Source organism: Vibrio sp. K4 (assembly GCF_051122595.1).
Lineage (GTDB): Bacteria > Pseudomonadota > Gammaproteobacteria > Enterobacterales > Vibrionaceae > Vibrio > Vibrio owensii.
The window spans coordinates 2,960,891-2,978,345 of record NZ_CP178577.1 but is presented as its reverse complement, the minus strand read 5'-3'; the positions used below and the strand labels follow the sequence as shown (position 1 = coordinate 2,978,345).

At 45.0% G+C, this 17,455-nt stretch carries 15 protein-coding genes; 8 read left to right on the top strand and 7 right to left on the bottom strand.

What is annotated here, in order from left to right:
* Positions 1–91: 91 nt before the first annotated feature.
* The gene (gene pykF / locus ACLIIY_RS13315) at positions 92–1,504 is read right to left on the bottom strand and encodes a pyruvate kinase PykF (RefSeq protein ID WP_020193970.1); all 1,413 of its coding nucleotides are present in this window, start codon (positions 1,502–1,504) and stop codon (positions 92–94) included.
* A gap of 432 nt (positions 1,505–1,936) precedes the next feature.
* Here pykF and ACLIIY_RS13310 point away from each other — a divergent pair, with 432 nt between their 5' ends.
* The 6 genes from ACLIIY_RS13310 (at position 1,937) to ACLIIY_RS13285 (ending at position 8,664) form a co-directional block, all read left to right on the top strand.
* Positions 1,937–2,698 carry a DeoR/GlpR family DNA-binding transcription regulator gene (locus tag ACLIIY_RS13310; protein WP_005437403.1) on the top strand — a complete coding sequence of 254 codons (762 nt, stop codon included), beginning with the start codon at positions 1,937–1,939 and terminating at the stop codon, positions 2,696–2,698.
* A gap of 115 nt (positions 2,699–2,813) precedes the next feature.
* Positions 2,814–4,646, top strand: a complete 1,833-nt coding sequence (gene glmS / locus ACLIIY_RS13305) for a glutamine--fructose-6-phosphate transaminase (isomerizing) (RefSeq protein WP_005437406.1) — start codon at positions 2,814–2,816, stop codon at positions 4,644–4,646.
* 222 nt (positions 4,647–4,868) lie between these two features.
* A complete protein-coding gene (locus ACLIIY_RS13300; protein ID WP_078607872.1) occupies positions 4,869–5,984 on the top strand; it encodes a DUF481 domain-containing protein in 1,116 nt (371 codons plus the stop codon).
* 131 nt (positions 5,985–6,115) lie between these two features.
* Positions 6,116–6,493 carry a DUF3316 domain-containing protein gene (locus ACLIIY_RS13295; RefSeq protein WP_009707777.1) on the top strand — a complete coding sequence of 126 codons (378 nt, stop codon included), beginning with the start codon at positions 6,116–6,118 and terminating at the stop codon, positions 6,491–6,493.
* A 94-nt stretch (positions 6,494–6,587) separates the two neighbouring features.
* Entirely contained in the window at positions 6,588–7,277 is a 690-nt protein-coding gene (locus ACLIIY_RS13290) for a heavy metal response regulator transcription factor (RefSeq protein ID WP_005437415.1), read from the top strand.
* Positions 7,270–8,664, top strand: a complete 1,395-nt coding sequence (locus ACLIIY_RS13285) for a heavy metal sensor histidine kinase (RefSeq protein ID WP_434527723.1) — start codon at positions 7,270–7,272, stop codon at positions 8,662–8,664. The genes ACLIIY_RS13290 and ACLIIY_RS13285 overlap by 8 nt, the downstream gene beginning before the upstream one ends.
* Here the strand turns inward: ACLIIY_RS13285 and ACLIIY_RS13280 are convergent.
* The 6 genes from ACLIIY_RS13280 to ACLIIY_RS13255 all read right to left on the bottom strand — a co-directional run bounded on the left by ACLIIY_RS13280 (position 8,618) and on the right by ACLIIY_RS13255 (position 15,986).
* Complete coding sequence (locus ACLIIY_RS13280; protein WP_434527722.1) at positions 8,618–9,262, bottom strand: HAD family hydrolase; 645 nt, start codon at positions 9,260–9,262, stop codon at positions 8,618–8,620. The genes ACLIIY_RS13285 and ACLIIY_RS13280 overlap by 47 nt on opposite strands.
* Positions 9,263–9,370: 108 nt before the next feature.
* Complete coding sequence (locus ACLIIY_RS13275) at positions 9,371–9,901, bottom strand: MltR family transcriptional regulator (RefSeq protein ID WP_005437418.1); 531 nt, start codon at positions 9,899–9,901, stop codon at positions 9,371–9,373.
* Positions 9,902–9,986: 85 nt separating this feature from the next.
* Complete coding sequence (locus tag ACLIIY_RS13270; protein WP_042599767.1) at positions 9,987–11,135, bottom strand: mannitol-1-phosphate 5-dehydrogenase; 1,149 nt, start codon at positions 11,133–11,135, stop codon at positions 9,987–9,989.
* A 113-nt stretch (positions 11,136–11,248) separates the two neighbouring features.
* The gene (locus ACLIIY_RS13265) at positions 11,249–13,201 is read right to left on the bottom strand and encodes a PTS mannitol transporter subunit IICBA (protein WP_331404620.1); all 1,953 of its coding nucleotides are present in this window, start codon (positions 13,199–13,201) and stop codon (positions 11,249–11,251) included.
* 589 nt (positions 13,202–13,790) lie between these two features.
* Positions 13,791–15,554 (bottom strand): lysophospholipid acyltransferase family protein, encoded by a 1,764-nt coding sequence (locus ACLIIY_RS13260; RefSeq protein WP_434527721.1) that lies wholly within the window; start codon positions 15,552–15,554, stop codon positions 13,791–13,793.
* A 141-nt stretch (positions 15,555–15,695) separates the two neighbouring features.
* Positions 15,696–15,986, bottom strand: coding sequence for a hypothetical protein (locus ACLIIY_RS13255; protein ID WP_434527720.1), 291 nt, complete (start codon positions 15,984–15,986; stop codon positions 15,696–15,698).
* Between the two features lie 164 nt (positions 15,987–16,150).
* Here ACLIIY_RS13255 and ACLIIY_RS13250 point away from each other — a divergent pair, with 164 nt between their 5' ends.
* Entirely contained in the window at positions 16,151–16,870 is a 720-nt protein-coding gene (locus ACLIIY_RS13250; protein WP_434527719.1) for an SIMPL domain-containing protein, read from the top strand.
* A 229-nt stretch (positions 16,871–17,099) separates the two neighbouring features.
* Positions 17,100–17,372, top strand: coding sequence for a hypothetical protein (locus ACLIIY_RS13245; protein WP_005436028.1), 273 nt, complete (start codon positions 17,100–17,102; stop codon positions 17,370–17,372).
* The last annotated feature ends 83 nt before the right edge of the window (positions 17,373–17,455 follow it).

Genomic DNA, 17,455 nt, shown 5'->3' with positions numbered 1-17,455 from the left:
AGCGTACTGATTATGAGGGCAAGATAAAATATATAAAAAAAGAGGGCCAAAGCCCTCTTTTTTATTGAACTGATGATTGAATACGTCAGTCTTATAGAACGTGTACAGAAGCCGTGTTCGTTGTACCTGAAGCTACTAGAGCACCAGAAACCATAACAACGATGTCGCCTTTGTTACCTAGACCAGATTCTAGAGCAAGTTCTTTACCTGCTACGTAGAACGCGTCAGTGCTGTCGATTGACTCAACAACTACTGGAGTAACACCTTTAGTTAGAACTAGCTGAGCAGCAGTCTTAGTGTTAGTTGTTAGTGCTAGGATGTTTGCAGTTGGGAAGTACTTACGTACTGAACGTGCAGACTTACCACCTTCAGTTGCAACAACGATAAGTGGAGCAGCTAGTTTCTCCGCTGTGTCTACTGCGCCTTTACATACTGCTTCAGTGATGCGTAGACGTGGGCTGTCTAGACGAGAACCTAGCTCAGCTTTTAGAGCTGAATCAGTACGGTTCGCGATTTGAGCCATGATAGTTACCGCTTCAACTGGGTACTTACCTTTAGCAGTTTCACCAGAAAGCATTACTGCGTCAGTACCGTCCATTACAGCGTTAGCAACGTCGCCTGCTTCCGCACGAGTAGGACGTGGGTTGTTGATCATAGAATCAAGCATTTGAGTTGCAGTGATAACCATCTTACGTGCACGGTTACACTTCTCGATCATCATTTTCTGAGCGAAGATTACTTCTTCAGCTGGGATTTCAACACCTAGGTCACCACGAGCAACCATGATGCCGTCAGAAAGCTCTAGGATCTCGTCGAAGTTATCAACACCTTCTTGGTTTTCGATCTTAGAGATGATGTGGATGTTCTCGCCGCCGTTTGCAGCAAGTACTTCACGGATTTCTTGAACGTCAGAAGCTTTACGGATGAAAGAAGCAGCTACGAAGTCAACGCCTTGCTCACAACCGAATTTAAGGTCGTTCTTATCTTTTTCAGATAGTGCAGGTAGGTTTACAGAAACGCCAGGAAGGTTAACACCTTTGTTTTCGCCTAGAGCACCGTTGTTAAGAACTTTACACTTAACTTCAGTTTCAGAAGTTGCAAGCACTTCCATTTCGATTAGACCGTCGTCTACTAGGATAGTGTTACCAACATTTAGGTCGTTAGCAAAACCAGCGTAAGTTACTGCAACTTTGTCTTTGTTACCTACAACTGAGATGTCAGTTGTGAAAGTGAATTCTTGACCAGCTACTAGATCAACGTCGTTGCCGTCTTCTAGTTTGATAGTGCGGATTTCTGGACCTTTAGTGTCTAGAAGGATTGCAAGTTGTTTGCCTGTAGCTTCCATTACTTGGCGGAAGTTCGCGATACGAGTGCCGTGCTCTGCGTAGTCACCGTGAGAGAAGTTAAGACGCATAACGTTCATGCCAGCGTTTACTAGTTCAGTTAGCTTCTCTACAGATTCAGTTTTAGGGCCAATCGTACATACGATTTTGGTCTTTTTCATGGAAGATACTCTCCGGTAAGTATAGTTACAATTTGAAAGTCGGTTGTTTACTCTGAAGTTAGGGCGCTTTGATGACATTTAGTGCCTGCCACCCACCGATTTTCCGCCACATTATTGGAACTTCAGATTCTGAAAGTCTTTCACCAAGTTTAGTCATTTTATGACTAAAAGATCGGCGATTATGGTTACCTTTTTGTGACTAATCCCACTTTATATGCAGAAAGTTGCAAAAAAATAACCGTCAATTCTGTAATTTTTTTTCTTTTCGGTGGCGAATTCTACCACCGAATGAATCCAATATCACTGTTTAAGAATTGTCTTAGGACAAGGTTTTATCGAGAAATATTAATTTTTTGGATCGAAATAAATGGACTTAAAAGTTTCGTTTTGACTATAATAAATTTCAAACCGAAACTTAAAACCTAAATTTAAATGTCGAAACGAAACACTCAACTAAGAAGACACGCCATTTCTAACCTAGTAAATGAGCTTGGGGAAGTTAGCGTAGATGAGCTAGCGCAGAAATTTGAAACCTCAGAGGTCACGATTAGAAAGGATTTAGCTTCTTTAGAGAAAAACGGACAACTTTTGCGCCGTTACGGTGGTGCAATTGCGATTCCAACGGAAGTTATCCATGAAGAAATGAGTCCAAATGTTTCGAGTCGAAAGTTAAGTCTGGCAAAAGCAGCGGCATCACTGATCCGAGAACATAACCGAATTGTGATCGACAGTGGCAGTACAACGGCTGCGCTGATTCAGCAATTAAACGACAAACGAGGCTTGGTTGTTATGACCAACTCGTTGCATGTCGCCAATGCACTTAACGAATTAGAGAGCGAACCAACCCTGTTAATGACAGGCGGAACTTGGGATACGCACTCTGAATCCTTCCAAGGTAAAGTAGCCGAATCTGTATTAAGAGCTTACGACTTTGACCAGTTGTTTATTGGTGCTGATGGCATCGATTTAGAACGCGGTACCACCACGTTTAACGAATTAGTTGGCTTAAGCAAGGTCATGGCAGAAGTGTCTCGTGAAGTCATCGTCATGATTGAGTCAGAGAAAGTAGGACGCAAGATCCCGAACTTAGAACTCGCTTGGGACCAAATTAATGTGTTGGTTACTGATGCAGAGTTACAGCCAGAACACAAAATACAGATTGAACAACATGGCGTTAAAGTCATTTGCGCCTAATCTAATAATGTAAACAGTTTCATATTTCACTTCCCTCTGGATAAAGGCCTTTGCTTGCTGCCTCTATTTGAAATCATGGTCAGGGAAGAACAAAACTACAAACGGAGATAAACACATGTGTGGAATCGTAGGTGCAGTAGCACAACGAGATGTTGCAGAAATTTTAGTTGAAGGCCTACGTCGCTTGGAATACCGCGGTTACGACTCTGCGGGCGTTGCGATTGTTGATGGTGAGACAAACCTAACGCGTATTCGTCGTTTAGGTAAGGTACAAGAGCTGGCAGACGCAGTAGACGAAGCAAAGGTGATCGGTGGTACTGGTATTGCGCACACTCGTTGGGCAACACACGGTGAACCTTCAGAAGTGAACGCACACCCACACATGTCTGGTGACATCGCAGTGGTACACAATGGCATCATTGAAAACCACGAAGAGCTACGTGAACTGCTTCAATCTCGTGGTTACGTATTTGAATCTCAAACGGATACTGAAGTTATCGCTCACATGGTTGAGTGGGAACTTCGCACTTCAGAAACGCTACTAGAAGCGGTACAGAAGACAGCAAAACAACTGGATGGCGCATACGGCACGGTAGCGCTGGATCGTAAAGATCCTTCACGCATCGTCGTAGCACGCTCAGGCAGCCCAATCGTCATTGGTTTTGGTGTGGGTGAAAACTTCCTTGCTTCTGACCAACTTGCGCTTCTTAACGTGACACGTCGTTTCATGTACCTAGAAGAAGGTGACGTGGCAGAAATCACTCGTCGTGATGTGACTGTATTTGATGCAACAGGTGAGCGCGTAGAACGTGAAATCACAGAATCAAACGCGGAACACGACGCAGGCGATAAAGGCCAATACCGTCACTTCATGCAGAAAGAAATTTACGAGCAACCAACTGCGTTGATCAACACAATGGAAGGTCGTATCACGGCTGATTCTGTTGTTACTGAGGCAATTGGTGTAAACGCGGCAGAAATCCTAAGCAAAGTGGAACACGTACAGATCGTTGCATGTGGTACGTCTTACAATGCAGGTATGACAGCACGTTACTGGTTCGAAGACATTGCTGGCGTAAGCTGTGACGTAGAAATCGCTTCTGAATTCCGTTACCGCAAGTTTGTGACGCGTCCAAACAGCCTATTGATCACGCTTTCTCAGTCTGGTGAAACAGCAGATACGCTAGCAGCACTTCGCCTAGCAAAAGAGAAAGGTTACATGGCGGCAATGACCATCTGTAACGTAGCGGGTTCTTCTTTGGTTCGTGAATCTGATTTCGCATTTATGACCCGTGCAGGTGTGGAAATCGGCGTGGCATCAACTAAAGCGTTCACGACTCAGCTTTCTGCGCTACTGATGCTGGTAACTGCTCTTGGTAAGCAACAAAACCGCATCAGCAAAGAGAAAGAAAAAGAGATCGTAGAAGCGCTTCACGCTTTACCAAAACAAATCAATGCAGCGCTGTCTTTCGAAAAAGAAATCGAAGCACTAGCACCAGACTTTGCTGATAAGCACCACACACTATTCCTAGGTCGTGGCGAGTTCTACCCAATCGCGATGGAAGCATCTCTAAAACTAAAAGAGATCTCTTACATTCACGCAGAAGCGTATGCAGCTGGTGAGTTGAAACATGGTCCTCTGGCGTTGATCGATGCAGATATGCCAGTTGTGGTTGTTGCACCAAGCAACGATCTTCTAGAGAAACTGAAATCAAACGTTGAAGAAGTACGTGCTCGTGGTGGTCTGCTTTACGTATTCGCAGATGCTGATGCAGGCTTCGAAGGCGATGAGACCATGAAGATCATCACTATGCCACATGTTAGTGAAATTACGGCGGCGATCTACTACACCATCCCAATGCAGCTACTGTCTTACTACGTAGCGTTGATCAAAGGTACGGACGTAGACCAACCTCGTAACCTAGCGAAAGCAGTAACGGTAGAGTAAGCAGCGCAAGGTGTGATTAAGATTACACTTGTTTATGTTGCGCTATGTAAGTAGCGAGAACCTAAAGCGAAGTCACATGACTTCGCTTTTTTTATGTCTGTAGACATGGTTATGATGCGCAATACGTTGACATTCAATTGTTTACTTTCTGACACGCCGAGCGGTGAGCATCACTATCGTAAGCCCAACGGATGTGGTTTCCATTGAACTGAAAAGGTCACTATGAAAATCAAACTCTTGGCTTTATGTATCGCGTCCTCGCTTTACCATCCATCAGTGATGGCAGAGGAAGAAACACAAACAGAAGAGCGCAAAAGCCAAACAGTGTTCATCGATGAAAGCGATGACTGGTTACAACTCAAATCTGGTGAAGTGATCAAAGGGGAACTCACTGGCACGATCAAGGAAGAAACCAACTCGTTCGATCAAGAAGTTGAATTCGATAGTGATGATCTTGGCGATCAAGAGATTGAACTGGAAGACATTGCGGTGCTAGAGACAGCAAGTTTCTTTACCATCCGAACTTCCAGCGGCGATATCTACGATGGCTATTTGTCGATCCGTGAAGACAAGTTATATCTCAGCAATAATGGTGAAGAGATCGCATTCCCCGTGACAGAGGTTGTGTCGATCTATCGTGGTTCAGAGACAGACTCAGACCACTGGACGACTGAGATCTTTTTGGGATTAGATATCAGCAAAGGCAACACTGATGAGTTCTCACTCCTTGGTGAAGTAGAAGCGGAAAGGAATACCGTTGGCTCGCGCACCAAGTTAAAAGCCAAACACGAAAACTCCAAGACCAATGATGAGACCACAGCGAACAACAGTTCGTTTGATGGCTCCTACGACATTTACCTAAGTAACCGACTCTTCTTTAGGCCACTTAAACTCTCGCTGCTCAGAGATGAGTTTCAAAACATTGATTATCAAGTTAATGCCTCGATGCAGATGGGTTACTTCATCATTGCTAATTCACAGACAGAATGGGATGTCTCCATCGGTCCCGGTTACCAGTACACCGATTTTAAAACGGTAGAAGAAGGGGAGTCTGGCGATGCGACCAGTAACACCTTAACCTTCGAATCTAACTTTGAGTATGAACTGACCGATGACATCGATTTCAGTCATACCTATAACCTCAACTGGGCGAGCAACGATGCTGGTGGTACTCGGCATACCAACGAGCTCGGTTTTGATATCGACCTTGTTGATGATCTTGATCTGAGCATTAAAGCGATTTGGGATCATGTTTCGGATACCAAAGCCGATGCGGAAGGTGTGGTGCCAGAGAAAGACGACTATAAGTTCCATTTTGGTCTGACTTACGAGCTGTAGTTTGGGTGGTTATTGGTAATCAATCGCTATTTTGGTTTATGACAAAAATGTCATCTTCGAGATAGGTTGGTGTCAGGTGTGTTGTTGAATAATGAAGCCATTGAAAACAAACACACTCAAAGGTCATCAACATGAAAGTACTGAAAACCGCTCTCCTTGTAACAACAATGGCAATCACTAGCGCATCAGCATTCGCTCAACCGACTTTCACTGGTGGAAAATACATTAGCCGTGAAGAAATGAAGACCATTTCTGTTGAGCCAACGGCAACCTCGGATGCGGCTTATCAACAAGCGTTAGCTGAACTAAACTCTTTAAAAGACATGTCGTCTCATGAGCTTAATAAAGAGTTGAACATCGTGACTTTCGATGTCGCAAGAAACAGCACGCACCTGCAGGACGGTGGTTTTGTTACGGTACAAGAGCGCATGAACGAGCAGGGACAGTTGGAATATCTGGGTACTGTGAACGTGAAAGTGAACTACGCACAGCGCGACAGTAATCGATAAAAACATTGAATGAAAAGAGTATGATGCAATTTGTGTCGTACTCTTTTTGCGATCGTCTATGCTGAGCACATCCCGTTGAGATAGAGGGCTGAAATTGAAACTACTGATTGTAGAAGATGAAGTAAAAGCAGGGGAATACCTGCAAAAAGGGTTGGTGGAATCGGGCTACGTTGTTGATTGGGTTCGCGACGGTGTCGATGGTTTGTATCACGCCACCAGTGAACCTTATGATCTTATTCTTCTCGATATCATGCTGCCCAAACTCGACGGTTGGCAAGTGCTCAACACGCTGCGCAGTAGTGACATTCACACCCCAGTTATTATGCTTACTGCCAAAGAACAGATAGAAGATCGCGTGCGTGGCTTTGAGTTAGGAGCCAACGACTACGTGGTAAAACCTTATGCGTTTGCTGAGCTGCTGGCACGCATCCAGAATGTTTTTCGTCATCATACTTCTTCTCGTGTACAGACCTCCTCTCAGACGCTGCAAATTGCCGATCTAGAGCTCGACATGATGAAGCGAGTGGCAACGCGAGGCGGGCAAAGTATTACGCTAACGGCAAAGGAGTACGCGCTGCTTGAGCTGCTGATGCGCAAAGAAGGTCAGGTGTTATCACGGACCACCATTGCGTCATTGGTGTGGGACATGAACTTTGATAGCGATACGAACGTGATTGATGTCGCCATCAAACGGCTGCGCAATAAAGTCGACAAGCCATTTGAAACGCCTCTGATTCATACCATTAGAGGGATGGGGTATAAGCTGGAAGCACCAGATGTTTAAACGCCCAGCCAACCTATCCATGCAAAACAAACTCGTGCTGATGTTTGTCGGCACGACGCTGGTGGTGTACCTCGCTTTAGCCTTTATCCTCTATTACACCATCGAGCGCCATTTCTTTACTCAAGACTATAACGAAATGGTCAGCAAATATAATGCGATAGAGAAGACCATGATGGTTTCTCCTGAGTCGGCTTATCTGCTTATCGACAACAGCTCCGCTTACATGTGGGCGTTTGAGGAGGGAGAGCAGACCTACAAAAACTCAACGCTTTCTATTCCTAACAAACTGTCTCTCACGCTGAGTTCGCCGCAGATTTTGAATCAAAACAACGCAATTGAGTGGCATGAAGATTCTTTGGATATTCGAGCCTTCGCCTTTAAAGCCAAAGATGTCACTGTGGTGATAGGCACCAGCATTAACCACCATATACTGTTCCTCAATAAACTGGGGTGGATTCTATTCTGGTCGTTGGGCTTTGCGTTTTTAGCTTCTGCTCTGTATAGCCGAACCATTGTAAATCGAGGTTTGAGGCCGATTCTTACCTTAAACAAACACATCCAACATATTACCCCTGAACAATTAGATATTCGTATTGACCCTGAGACGTTGCCGATCGAGCTAAGAGAGTTAGCGATAAAGCACAATGCGATGTTGGATCGATTACAAACCGGCTTTCATCGTTTGAGTGAGTTCTCCTCCGACATTGCTCATGAGCTTAAAACGCCGCTGACTAACATCACCACTCAAAACCAAGTAATCCTTGGTGCTGCCCGCAGTTCTGAGGAGTATCAAGAAGCGATTGCTTCTACTTTGGAAGAGCTTGAACGGATAACCAAAACCATCAATGACTTACTGTATATCGCCAAAGCAGAAAACAAACTGATCCATCGGCACAACGAGCGCTTCGCAGCTCATGAACAAGTGGCTCATTTGATCGAGTACTTCGAAATACTGGCGGAAGATTCAGCGCTGGCCATTACCACTTCAGGCCAGGCGATGCTGTATATGGACCGAAACATGTTTGAGCGCGCTATCAGTAACTTATTGTCCAACGCGATTCGCCATGCGTATGACGAGACGACGATTTCGGTTGATATTGAGCAGGTTGGTGAACTTGTGAAGATAACCGTCAGCAACGTTGGTGAGGTGATTCCCAAGCAAAACCTGCCGTATTTGTTTGACCGCTTTTATCGGGTCGACAAGTCTCGCCAGCACTCGGGTAGTGTGGGAGCTGGGCTGGGTTTGTCAATCACTCAATCGATAGTTCACGCCTACGATGGAAGCATCAGCGTCACTTCAGAAGATGGCCAAACCCAGTTTTGTTTGATACTGCCAGCGGCTAAAGCTGACTCAGCAGTGGAATCACTTCCTCAAGAGACGCTTTAATGATGACTTTGTCTTCGAGCTCTGGCAGAGGTGGAAGTAAATCCGGAATCATTACAGCTTGGCATTTCGCAGCGAGTGCAGCTTTGATGCCGTTGTTCGAATCTTCCAAGACTAAGCATTGCTTGGCGTCCACACCTAAGTGGCGATAAGCCATCTGATAGCAATCAGGGTTTGGTTTGCCACGTTCTACATCTTCGGCGGTAATCACTAAATCGAACTGCGTAAGGTACTCGCTGCCTGCGAAATTATGTTTCACCTCTGGAAGGTGAGAAGAGGTGACAATCGCGGTTAATAAGCCATGTTGTTTGATGGCATAAAACAGTGCGTCGAATCCGGGTTTGAGAGCAATGCCTTGATTTCTTAGATTATGGAAGTGTTCATCTCGCACGGCTTTATAGCGAGGCATATCGATGGTGTCTTGAAAATGCTCAGAGAGTATTCTTTCACATTCAGGGTCTTGGACACCGATGAACTGTTGGTAGAAATCATCGGTGATGGTTAAGCCTTGCTCGGTCGCGGCGTATTGCCAACTTTGCTTGTAGATGGATTCGGTATCGAAAATCAGTCCATCCATATCAAAAAGTACAGCTTTTAACATTGGGTAGGGCTCCTACGTTTTTGGGTGTAGAGCGGCTGACATTGTTATTTTGTTATACCTAAGCAACCTCGAATCCTTTTGAAGGTAGCTTGGGTATAAAATGTGGCGTTAGAATGGGCTCTCTTTGCCGAGTTCATTGCAGATCTCGACAATCGCAAGCGAGAGCCCTGACTTAATGATTTGTTGTTGACGTTGCAGTTGTAGCTGATAAAACTCAAGGTCGATGTCGTCATCTGGTTCGTTGACTTCCAGTTGCACCATGCCCATCTTCTTCACCAAATGCAGCTTTTTGATTGGATCTAGAATATTAGGGTCCGTGAACTCGTAGTCAGAAGCGTCGCTATTGAGATGGTTTTTGAGCTTAATGATGTCTTCGATGTCGTGGTAAATATCATCGGGAAGCACACCCAAGCCAAACAATAACTTCAAACGAACAGACAGATCGCCCAGCGGTCCCGAGTCTTGTAACAGCGGACCGACAACCGATTGAACAGCGAAGTTATCTTTACGAAAAATTCGTTGCACTAACCCGTCGATCGAATCGTTAAAAACGTCGACTGCTGCAATGAAAAAGCCTCGTACCGATGGTGCGCTGTTTAATCGCTCAATGATCTCGGTTTCGTTGATGTTATCTGCCATATACTGAATACATTTCTAATTATTAGCTATCCCAACTCTTCAATGGAGATGGATATAGAAGGGGAGCCAAGCTCCCCTAGGTAAATCAAAGTTGGTTGTAAAGTGTCTCGATTTGAGTCACTTCAGCACTGTTTTCTGCAAGACCTGTGTATGTCGCTAGCGTCTTCTTCACACCCACTTCTTTTAATGAGTTTTGTAGCTCTACGGCTTGTGGGTCAGTGTCGTTAGTGTACTTCAACGCAGCGGCAATGCCTTTCAAAAGTGTTTTATTTTCAGTGCCATACTCAATTGTACCGAGTAAAGGCTTCACTAATCTATCGTTTGCACCTAATTTACGAATTGGTTGACGACCTACGCGATCAACCTCATCCACTAAGTATGGGTTGGCAAAGCGTCCTAGAATCTTCTCGATGTAAGCATTGTGCATGTCACGGTCGAAACCGTAACGTTTGATCAGCACTTCACCACTCTCTTGCATCGCCTGTTTTACTTCAGCATGAATACTTGGGTCTTCAATCGCTTCACGAATGGTGCGATGGCCTTTCAAGCAACCTAGGTAAGCGGTAATGCAGTGACCTGTATTGAGAGTGAACAGCTTGCGTTCTACAAATGCCATTAGGTTGTTGGTTCTTTCCATGCCTGCGATGTCAGGGATTTCGCCCTTGAATTGCTGCTCATCCACAATCCATTCGCTAAAGCTTTCTACCGTCACTTCTAGTGGGTCATCGTTCGCCGCTTCTGCTGGTGGTACGATGCGGTCTACCGCTGAATCGACAAAGCCAACCAACTCGTCTGCTTTTGCGTGCAATGATTCATCTAAGTGTTTGTACACCTCACCTTTTAGGTGTGTGGTGCCACGAACCATGTTTTCACACGCGATGATGTTCAATGGTTTATCGTTACCTGCTGCAAAGCGCTTAGCAATGCCGGTAGCGATGGTTTTTGCAATGATGTCCAGTACGTTAGGGCCCACTGCTGTTGTTACCAAGTCGGTTTTTACAATGCGGTCGATGACATCTTCACTAGCTGAGTTAACCGCGGTGACGTGAGTTACTGTGTCGATTTGGCACTCAGTACCGACCACTTTTACTTTGTATTCTTGCTTGTGACTCAGTTGGTCGACGAGTGGTGCATCAACATCTGCGAATGTCACCTCGACTTCTGCGTCTGCTAATAGTTTACCGATGAAGCCACGACCAATGTTACCTGCGCCAAAATGAACTGCGTTTTTCATAATTCTTACCTACCAATGTCTGAAATGTTGACTAAACGAATTTAGGGTGAGGCCAACCGCATAGGGGGTGACAGCTGACCTCGGTTTGCTCAGGAGCAAATTAAAGGGAGTGATTAAGCCGCTTGCTGGCCGCCAAGGATGTTCAGAATCTCTTCTACATCGTTGGTGCTAGTTAGCTTCTCAATTGTCTCCGGCTCATCGAGCGCGTTTGTAATGGTGGTAATCACCTGGATGTGCTCATCGTTCTTAGCGGCAATGCCGATAACCAGTTTCGCTACATCATCGTCGTCTTCAGTAAATTGGATACCCGATGGGTATTGGCAGATTACAATGCCGGTTTTCTTCACGCGGTCTTTCGCTTCTACCGTACCGTGAGGTACTGCGATAGATTCGCCTAGGTAAGTTGGAACCAACGCTTCACGCTCAAACATCGCGTCTACGTATTCTGGTTCTGCGTAGCCAAGTTCAACCAATTTGTTGCCTGCAAAGCGAATGGCTTCTTCTTTGTTGGCTGCTTTCAAACCTAGGTGAATGTTCTCACGCTGGATTTGGAATACCGATGGTTGTTGTGGCTCAAAGCTGTCGTCGTTTGCCGCCATGACTGACACTTTTACCATCTGGTCGTCATTGGCTGCGGATTGGTTTTGTGCTGCTAGTAGTTTGGTGACTAGCTGGTTGTACATTTCGCTATCAAGGAAGTTAGTCAATGAAATGTGGTGTGCGTTTGGAGCATGCTTACGTGCACGATCCGTTAAGTCTTTATGAGTAATCACGATATCTGCACTCTCTGGTAAGCTATTAATGGCAAGGTTGGTTACGTGGATGTTCAGACCTGCGTCTTGAACCTTTTTGCGTAGCATGCTCGCGCCCATTGCACTCGATCCCATGCCCGCATCACAAGCGACAATGATGCTTTGTACTGTCGCTAGGTCTACGTCACCTTTGCTTTGGCTGTTTACCACCGCATCGTTTTTAGATGCAGATTTCATGTCTTTCATTTGTGATGTTGCTTTCTCTAGTGCTGCTTCATCACCGTCTTCTTCTGTTGACGTTTGTGTCTTCATTAGTAGTGCTGCTACCGCGAATGACACACCTGTTGCTGCTGCGATAGACGCTAGAACACCAACGATTGAGCCTTTCTGAGTCATCAACAAGATTGCAAAGATTGAACCTGGTGATGCTGGAGAAACGATACCTGCGTTAAAGATAGTTAGAACGAATACGCCAGTCATACCACCTGCGATAGCCGCAAGGATTAGGCGAGGGTTCATTAGGATGTATGGGAAGTAAATCTCGTGGATACCGCCGAAGAAGTGGATGATTGATGCACCACCTGCAGTTTGACGAGCCGTACCTTTACCAAACACCATGTAAGCTAGCAGGATACCTAGACCAGGACCTGGGTTTGCTTCGATTAGGAAGAAGATCGATTGACCTGTCTCAGACGCTTGTTGGATACCTAGCGGAGAGAAGATACCGTGGTTGATCGCGTTGTTTAGGAACAGGATCTTCGCAGGTTCAACGAAGATTGAAGTTAGTGGTAGTAGGTGAGCAGAAACTAGGAAGTTAACGCCTGCCGCCAAGCCACCAGAAAGAATTTTTACGAATGGACCGATAAAGATGAAAGCAAGGATCGCACATAGCATGCCGATGATGCCCGCAGAGAAGTTGTTAACCAACATCTCGAAGCCACTTTTTACTTTACCATCGATGTAGTTATCGAATTTCTTGATAGCCCAACCGCCCATTGGGCCGACCATCATTGCACCCATAAACATTGGGATGTCTGTGCCGACAATCACACCCATTGTTGTGATTGCACCGACTACCGCACCACGATCGCCACCAACTAATTTACCACCGGTGTAACCGATAAGTAGTGGCAGCAAGTAAGTAATCATTGGGCCAACCATAGAGGCTAACGTTTCGTTTGGTAGCCATCCAGTTGGGATAAATAGAGCAGTGATAAAGCCCCACGCGATAAACGCGCCGATGTTTGGCATTACCATGTTTGACAGAAAACGACCAAAATTTTGTATCTTGATCTTGGCATCTGGTGATATCATAACAATTCCCCGTTCGATGTTCTGATGAATCTTGTTGTAGTAAACGGTTCGCCAAAACCGTTTGTTTGATTGCTTAGTACCCAATCAATTTACCACACATTTTCCAATTGGAACTGACAACGGGTTTTTCGTGATCTACGCCCGCATTTCTTAGGCTGAGAAACGGTTTTTAAGTGACCAAGTTCAACTTATTAACTTGTAACTTAATAACAAAAAGCCACTTTCAAATCTGTCAATAAAAATCTTAGTGATCAATTCGATCTTCTGACAAATTTAAAATCAAAATACTTTGTGATTTTGATCACTTTTGATTTCTTTTGAAATTCAAATTAAATACCAGTGATGATCAATGTCACATTTTGTGTTGGTTTGGTCTGGGTATAAAGTGTGATCTGAGTCGTTTTGGGTGTTTTGTGAAAGTTTGCGACGGGATTGTGTGACCAATGTCATTGCGACTCTTCGATAGAATGTATTTATAAGAGTCTTTTCGGCGTGCTTCACGAAGTGCTCTTATCTAATTGATAGAAAAGTAAAAGAGAGTCGCTACACTGCTTTTATTGACTCACAACTCCCTTCTTACTCACTGCCCTTACTTATGGTTGCTATTAGCATGGTAGGTGAGGTATTCATGAGTTTGCTCGCGTCCCATATACCTTGCCAACGTCTTTTCTTGAACATCGCGCAAATCCACCGTAATCAACCCATCTAGAGCGTTATTGAATGCAGGATCGACATTAAAGCACACCAGTTTGCCATTGAGGCTTAAGTACTGACGCAGTAAAACGGGCACACCTTTCCCTTCATCGATTCTGGCAATTACGCGTGATAGTAACTGTAAATCTCCCAGAGCAGTAAGCATGCTGGTGTTCCAGTCACGGTGGTGCTCAGGAAGTGGGTTAGACGGTGTGACGTACTCTGCGCAGTTGCTATCGTAGTGGTGCAGTGTCATTGATTGAGCCAGCAGTTGGCGTGCAGTATCGCTATAGTCGTTGCTAATGCTTACCGGACCAAATAGGTGAGTGTAATCTGGGTTTTTATGCACGAAGGTTGCGATGCCTTTCCACAGCAGCAGTAGCGCGCTCATACTCTTTTGGTATTGCTGCGCAATCACTGAGCGCCCCATTTCGATGGATTTACCCATTTGGTCGATAAAGCGTTGGTCATAGTTAAACAACGTTCGTGAATACAGACCTGCTACGCCGCGCTTTTCAATCAGTTGATCAACCAGACCTAAACGATACGCGCCCACCAAGCATTGGTTTTCTCTGTCCCACACAAACAGATGCAGGTAATCATGATCGAAATGGTCAATGTCTATTGCTAGTCCCGTCCCTTCGCCAACCTGTCGAAAATTGAGCTCACGCAGGCGACCAATTTCATGCAGTAGGGAAGGGATATTCTGCGACTCCGTGCAGTAGACATCGAAGTCACCACTTGTTAGCAGCTTGGACTCTTTTGGTAAGCTGTTCAGCTCTTCAAGCAATTCGCCTACGGGTAACCCTGCCGCTATTGGAGAGAGTTGTTCTGATGAGGCAGAGGGTTTTACCGATTGGGTTCCACGATTGAGTAAGTAAGTGTTGAGCCGTAAATAGTTCACCACTTGATCATCGCTAAGTGTGTGTAGCTCTTTGAATTTGATCGCTTGGCCAAAAGATAAATCGATAGTTTGTGCTTGTTTGTTCAGTAGCTCCCGCCCGAGCATTAGGGTACGCAAAAGTGGATGGATTTTCCCTGCCATATAGAAGCGTTTCGAGTTCTGACCACTGATGAACACTGGAACTGTTGTTGCTTTGTTTTTTCGGATTAGGCTGCTTACGCTTCGACTCCACGCTTTGTCTTCCAAGCGTTGCTGTTTGGCATCGACTAACTGGGAAACCTCGCCGGCAGGAAAGACAAGCAATAAGCCGCCACTTGCGAGGTGTTTATTGGCCGCTCTCAGGGCTTTCATATTCGATTTGACGGCGTCTTTGCCTTCAAATACATCGACACCAATAAAGAGCTGATCTAACTCGGGCACGGTTTTAAGGTATTGATTAGCTAGGATTTGGATATCGCCTCTGACCATCAACAGTAATTCAGCCAAGATCACGCCTTCCACACAACCAAGCGGGTGGTTCGCCACAATGACGGTAGCACCTTGTTTAGGAACTGAGTCGAGTGAACCATGAACAATGCGATAGTCGATACCTAAGATATCCAGCGTGAAGCGAAGAAAAGTTTTGGTATCGGCATTAACAGGGCGTTGGGCGTAGAACTTATCAAGTTGGTTTAAACCAGTTGCCCATTCAGCAACGTTTTCACCAATGCCAAACGGCGTTTTACGTGGGAGACGAAAAGGGGTCGAACTATCCATATTTACCTCAGCGTACAAGTTGCTGATTGGATAGTAGAAATTACATATGACAGTAAAGAGGCAAAAGCATGAGCCTTTGGTGACAAACCAATGAAGCTTTATTGACCAAAGGCATTGAGGCGAGAGTTACCAATGGTTGCGTTAGGTTTTATCCCCAGCGAACATTAAGAAACTCAACGAGTTCAGTGTTTCCCCCAGGCTTTCGAGAGAGCTCAATACCTGCTTGGTTGGCTCGTTGTCTAACAGAATACGCCCATCAAAGCCCTTGCCTTCGCAATGCTCCTCAGTACAAGCAATCGCTGACTCGTCTAGAGCTGCGTTTTCGACAACTTGTTCTTTACTCATCTCTTCAGAGGAAATCTCGTCAGCACTCAAACAAGAGGCAGAGACGAGTAGGCCACTGAGCAACACCATCAACTTTGTTTTTAACATAGTAATGAAACTTGAAAATAAAACACTGTTCGATTTTATGCTATTGCGCTTATCATTTCGAGCGATATGACAAAAACTTAGCTTTCAGTCGCTATTTTCCTGCGGTATCTGGGCTATGTTATCTAGATAACAAATTGATTGGTTTAACGAAATTAGGAGGATGAATGGAGCGGATTTCCAATAAGTCGTCACTGTGGCTAGGGCTGTGCTTAATCATCGGGTTAGGAGTGTTGGGCTTTTTCATTCAACAGACCGCGGTAAAATACAAAGCCTATGAACGCGTCGTGACGGTAAAGGGCTTATCTGAGCGAGAGTACCCAGCAGATACGGTGATTTGGCCAATTCAGTTTACGGTTGCGAGTAATGATATGCCGACGATGTTTGATGAGATTGATCAGCAAACTAAGCTGGTGCTCGATTTTCTGGCTGCTAAAGGGTTGGATGAATCAAACTTTTCTCTTTCCTCTCCCGCAGTAACAGACCGCAAAGCGCAGCAGTACGGCAATGAGCAGGACATTGAGTATCGTTACTTAGCCAATCGAACGGTGACGGTTTATAGCCAGAATATTGATGTCGTCAGAACGGCGATCAATGAAATTGGTGAGCTAGGTAAACAGGGCGTTTTACTTAACCAAGACCCTTATGCAAATCGTGTTGAGTACAGCTTTACCAAGCTCAATGACATCAAGCCAGATATGATTGAGGAAGCGACCAAGAATGCTCGTGAAGTGGCAGAGAAGTTCGCCAAAGATTCGCAAAGCTCGCTTGGTAAAATCAAGCGTGCGACGCAAGGTCAGTTCTCTATTTACGATCGTGATAGCAACACGCCTTATATTAAGAAAGTACGCGTTGTTTCAACCGTTCAATATTACTTGTCGGATTAACTCTATTTCTTGCTAACCCTGAACAACAGTAGAAGCCAGTCATTTGATTGGCTTTTTTAATGTTCAATTAATTGCATTTTAATTGCCGCTCTTTTTCTGATTTGTGCAAGTGATCTTTTATAAAACTAAGTTCTTATTTGTTTGGCGATGAAGTTGATAAAAGTCAATTCAGAGAAGGAGTTAGAGGCGTAATTTTGACCGCACTGATTAGCTAGAAGGAATTACTAGAATGGCATTTAAACATTACCTCAGAGAGTTACTAGGTTTGACCATCGTGGTCTCTGTGGTGTTCGGGGTTTTGAGTATCTTATTGGATTTCTGCGCCCTTGCTGCACTGTGCGAGCATCAAGAAAATATCGCGCATATCTTCTTCCACGAATCGTTTTACTTCGTCGCGTTTCTGATCCCGCCTTATTTCTTGTGGAAAGTCATTAATCGCCCTGACTTAGTCGCAGCGACAGAGGATTACCAAGTCAGCAAGCTTGAGTTGGAGCGCCCTTAGCTCTAAACTACTTCTAAAGTTAGTGTTGAGTCGTATTGGATGGAATCTCTGTCTTCCAGATACAACAAAGGCCCGTAGATTTC

What these genes read in the sequence shown, in the direction of transcription:
- pykF (WP_020193970.1), bottom strand. Translation starts at nt 1,504, where the DNA reads ATGAAAAAGACCAAAATCGTATGTACGATTGGCCCTAAAACTGAATCT.
- ACLIIY_RS13310 (WP_005437403.1), top strand. Translation starts at nt 1,937, where the DNA reads ATGTCGAAACGAAACACTCAACTAAGAAGACACGCCATTTCTAACCTA.
- glmS (WP_005437406.1), top strand. Translation starts at nt 2,814, where the DNA reads ATGTGTGGAATCGTAGGTGCAGTAGCACAACGAGATGTTGCAGAAATT.
- ACLIIY_RS13300 (WP_078607872.1), top strand. Translation starts at nt 4,869, where the DNA reads ATGAAAATCAAACTCTTGGCTTTATGTATCGCGTCCTCGCTTTACCAT.
- ACLIIY_RS13295 (WP_009707777.1), top strand. Translation starts at nt 6,116, where the DNA reads ATGAAAGTACTGAAAACCGCTCTCCTTGTAACAACAATGGCAATCACT.
- ACLIIY_RS13285 (WP_434527723.1), top strand. Translation starts at nt 7,270, where the DNA reads ATGTTTAAACGCCCAGCCAACCTATCCATGCAAAACAAACTCGTGCTG.
- ACLIIY_RS13280 (WP_434527722.1), bottom strand. Translation starts at nt 9,262, where the DNA reads ATGTTAAAAGCTGTACTTTTTGATATGGATGGACTGATTTTCGATACC.
- ACLIIY_RS13275 (WP_005437418.1), bottom strand. Translation starts at nt 9,901, where the DNA reads ATGGCAGATAACATCAACGAAACCGAGATCATTGAGCGATTAAACAGC.
- ACLIIY_RS13270 (WP_042599767.1), bottom strand. Translation starts at nt 11,135, where the DNA reads ATGAAAAACGCAGTTCATTTTGGCGCAGGTAACATTGGTCGTGGCTTC.
- ACLIIY_RS13265 (WP_331404620.1), bottom strand. Translation starts at nt 13,201, where the DNA reads ATGATATCACCAGATGCCAAGATCAAGATACAAAATTTTGGTCGTTTT.
- ACLIIY_RS13260 (WP_434527721.1), bottom strand. Translation starts at nt 15,554, where the DNA reads ATGGATAGTTCGACCCCTTTTCGTCTCCCACGTAAAACGCCGTTTGGC.
- ACLIIY_RS13255 (WP_434527720.1), bottom strand. Translation starts at nt 15,986, where the DNA reads ATGTTAAAAACAAAGTTGATGGTGTTGCTCAGTGGCCTACTCGTCTCT.
- ACLIIY_RS13250 (WP_434527719.1), top strand. Translation starts at nt 16,151, where the DNA reads ATGGAGCGGATTTCCAATAAGTCGTCACTGTGGCTAGGGCTGTGCTTA.
- ACLIIY_RS13245 (WP_005436028.1), top strand. Translation starts at nt 17,100, where the DNA reads ATGGCATTTAAACATTACCTCAGAGAGTTACTAGGTTTGACCATCGTG.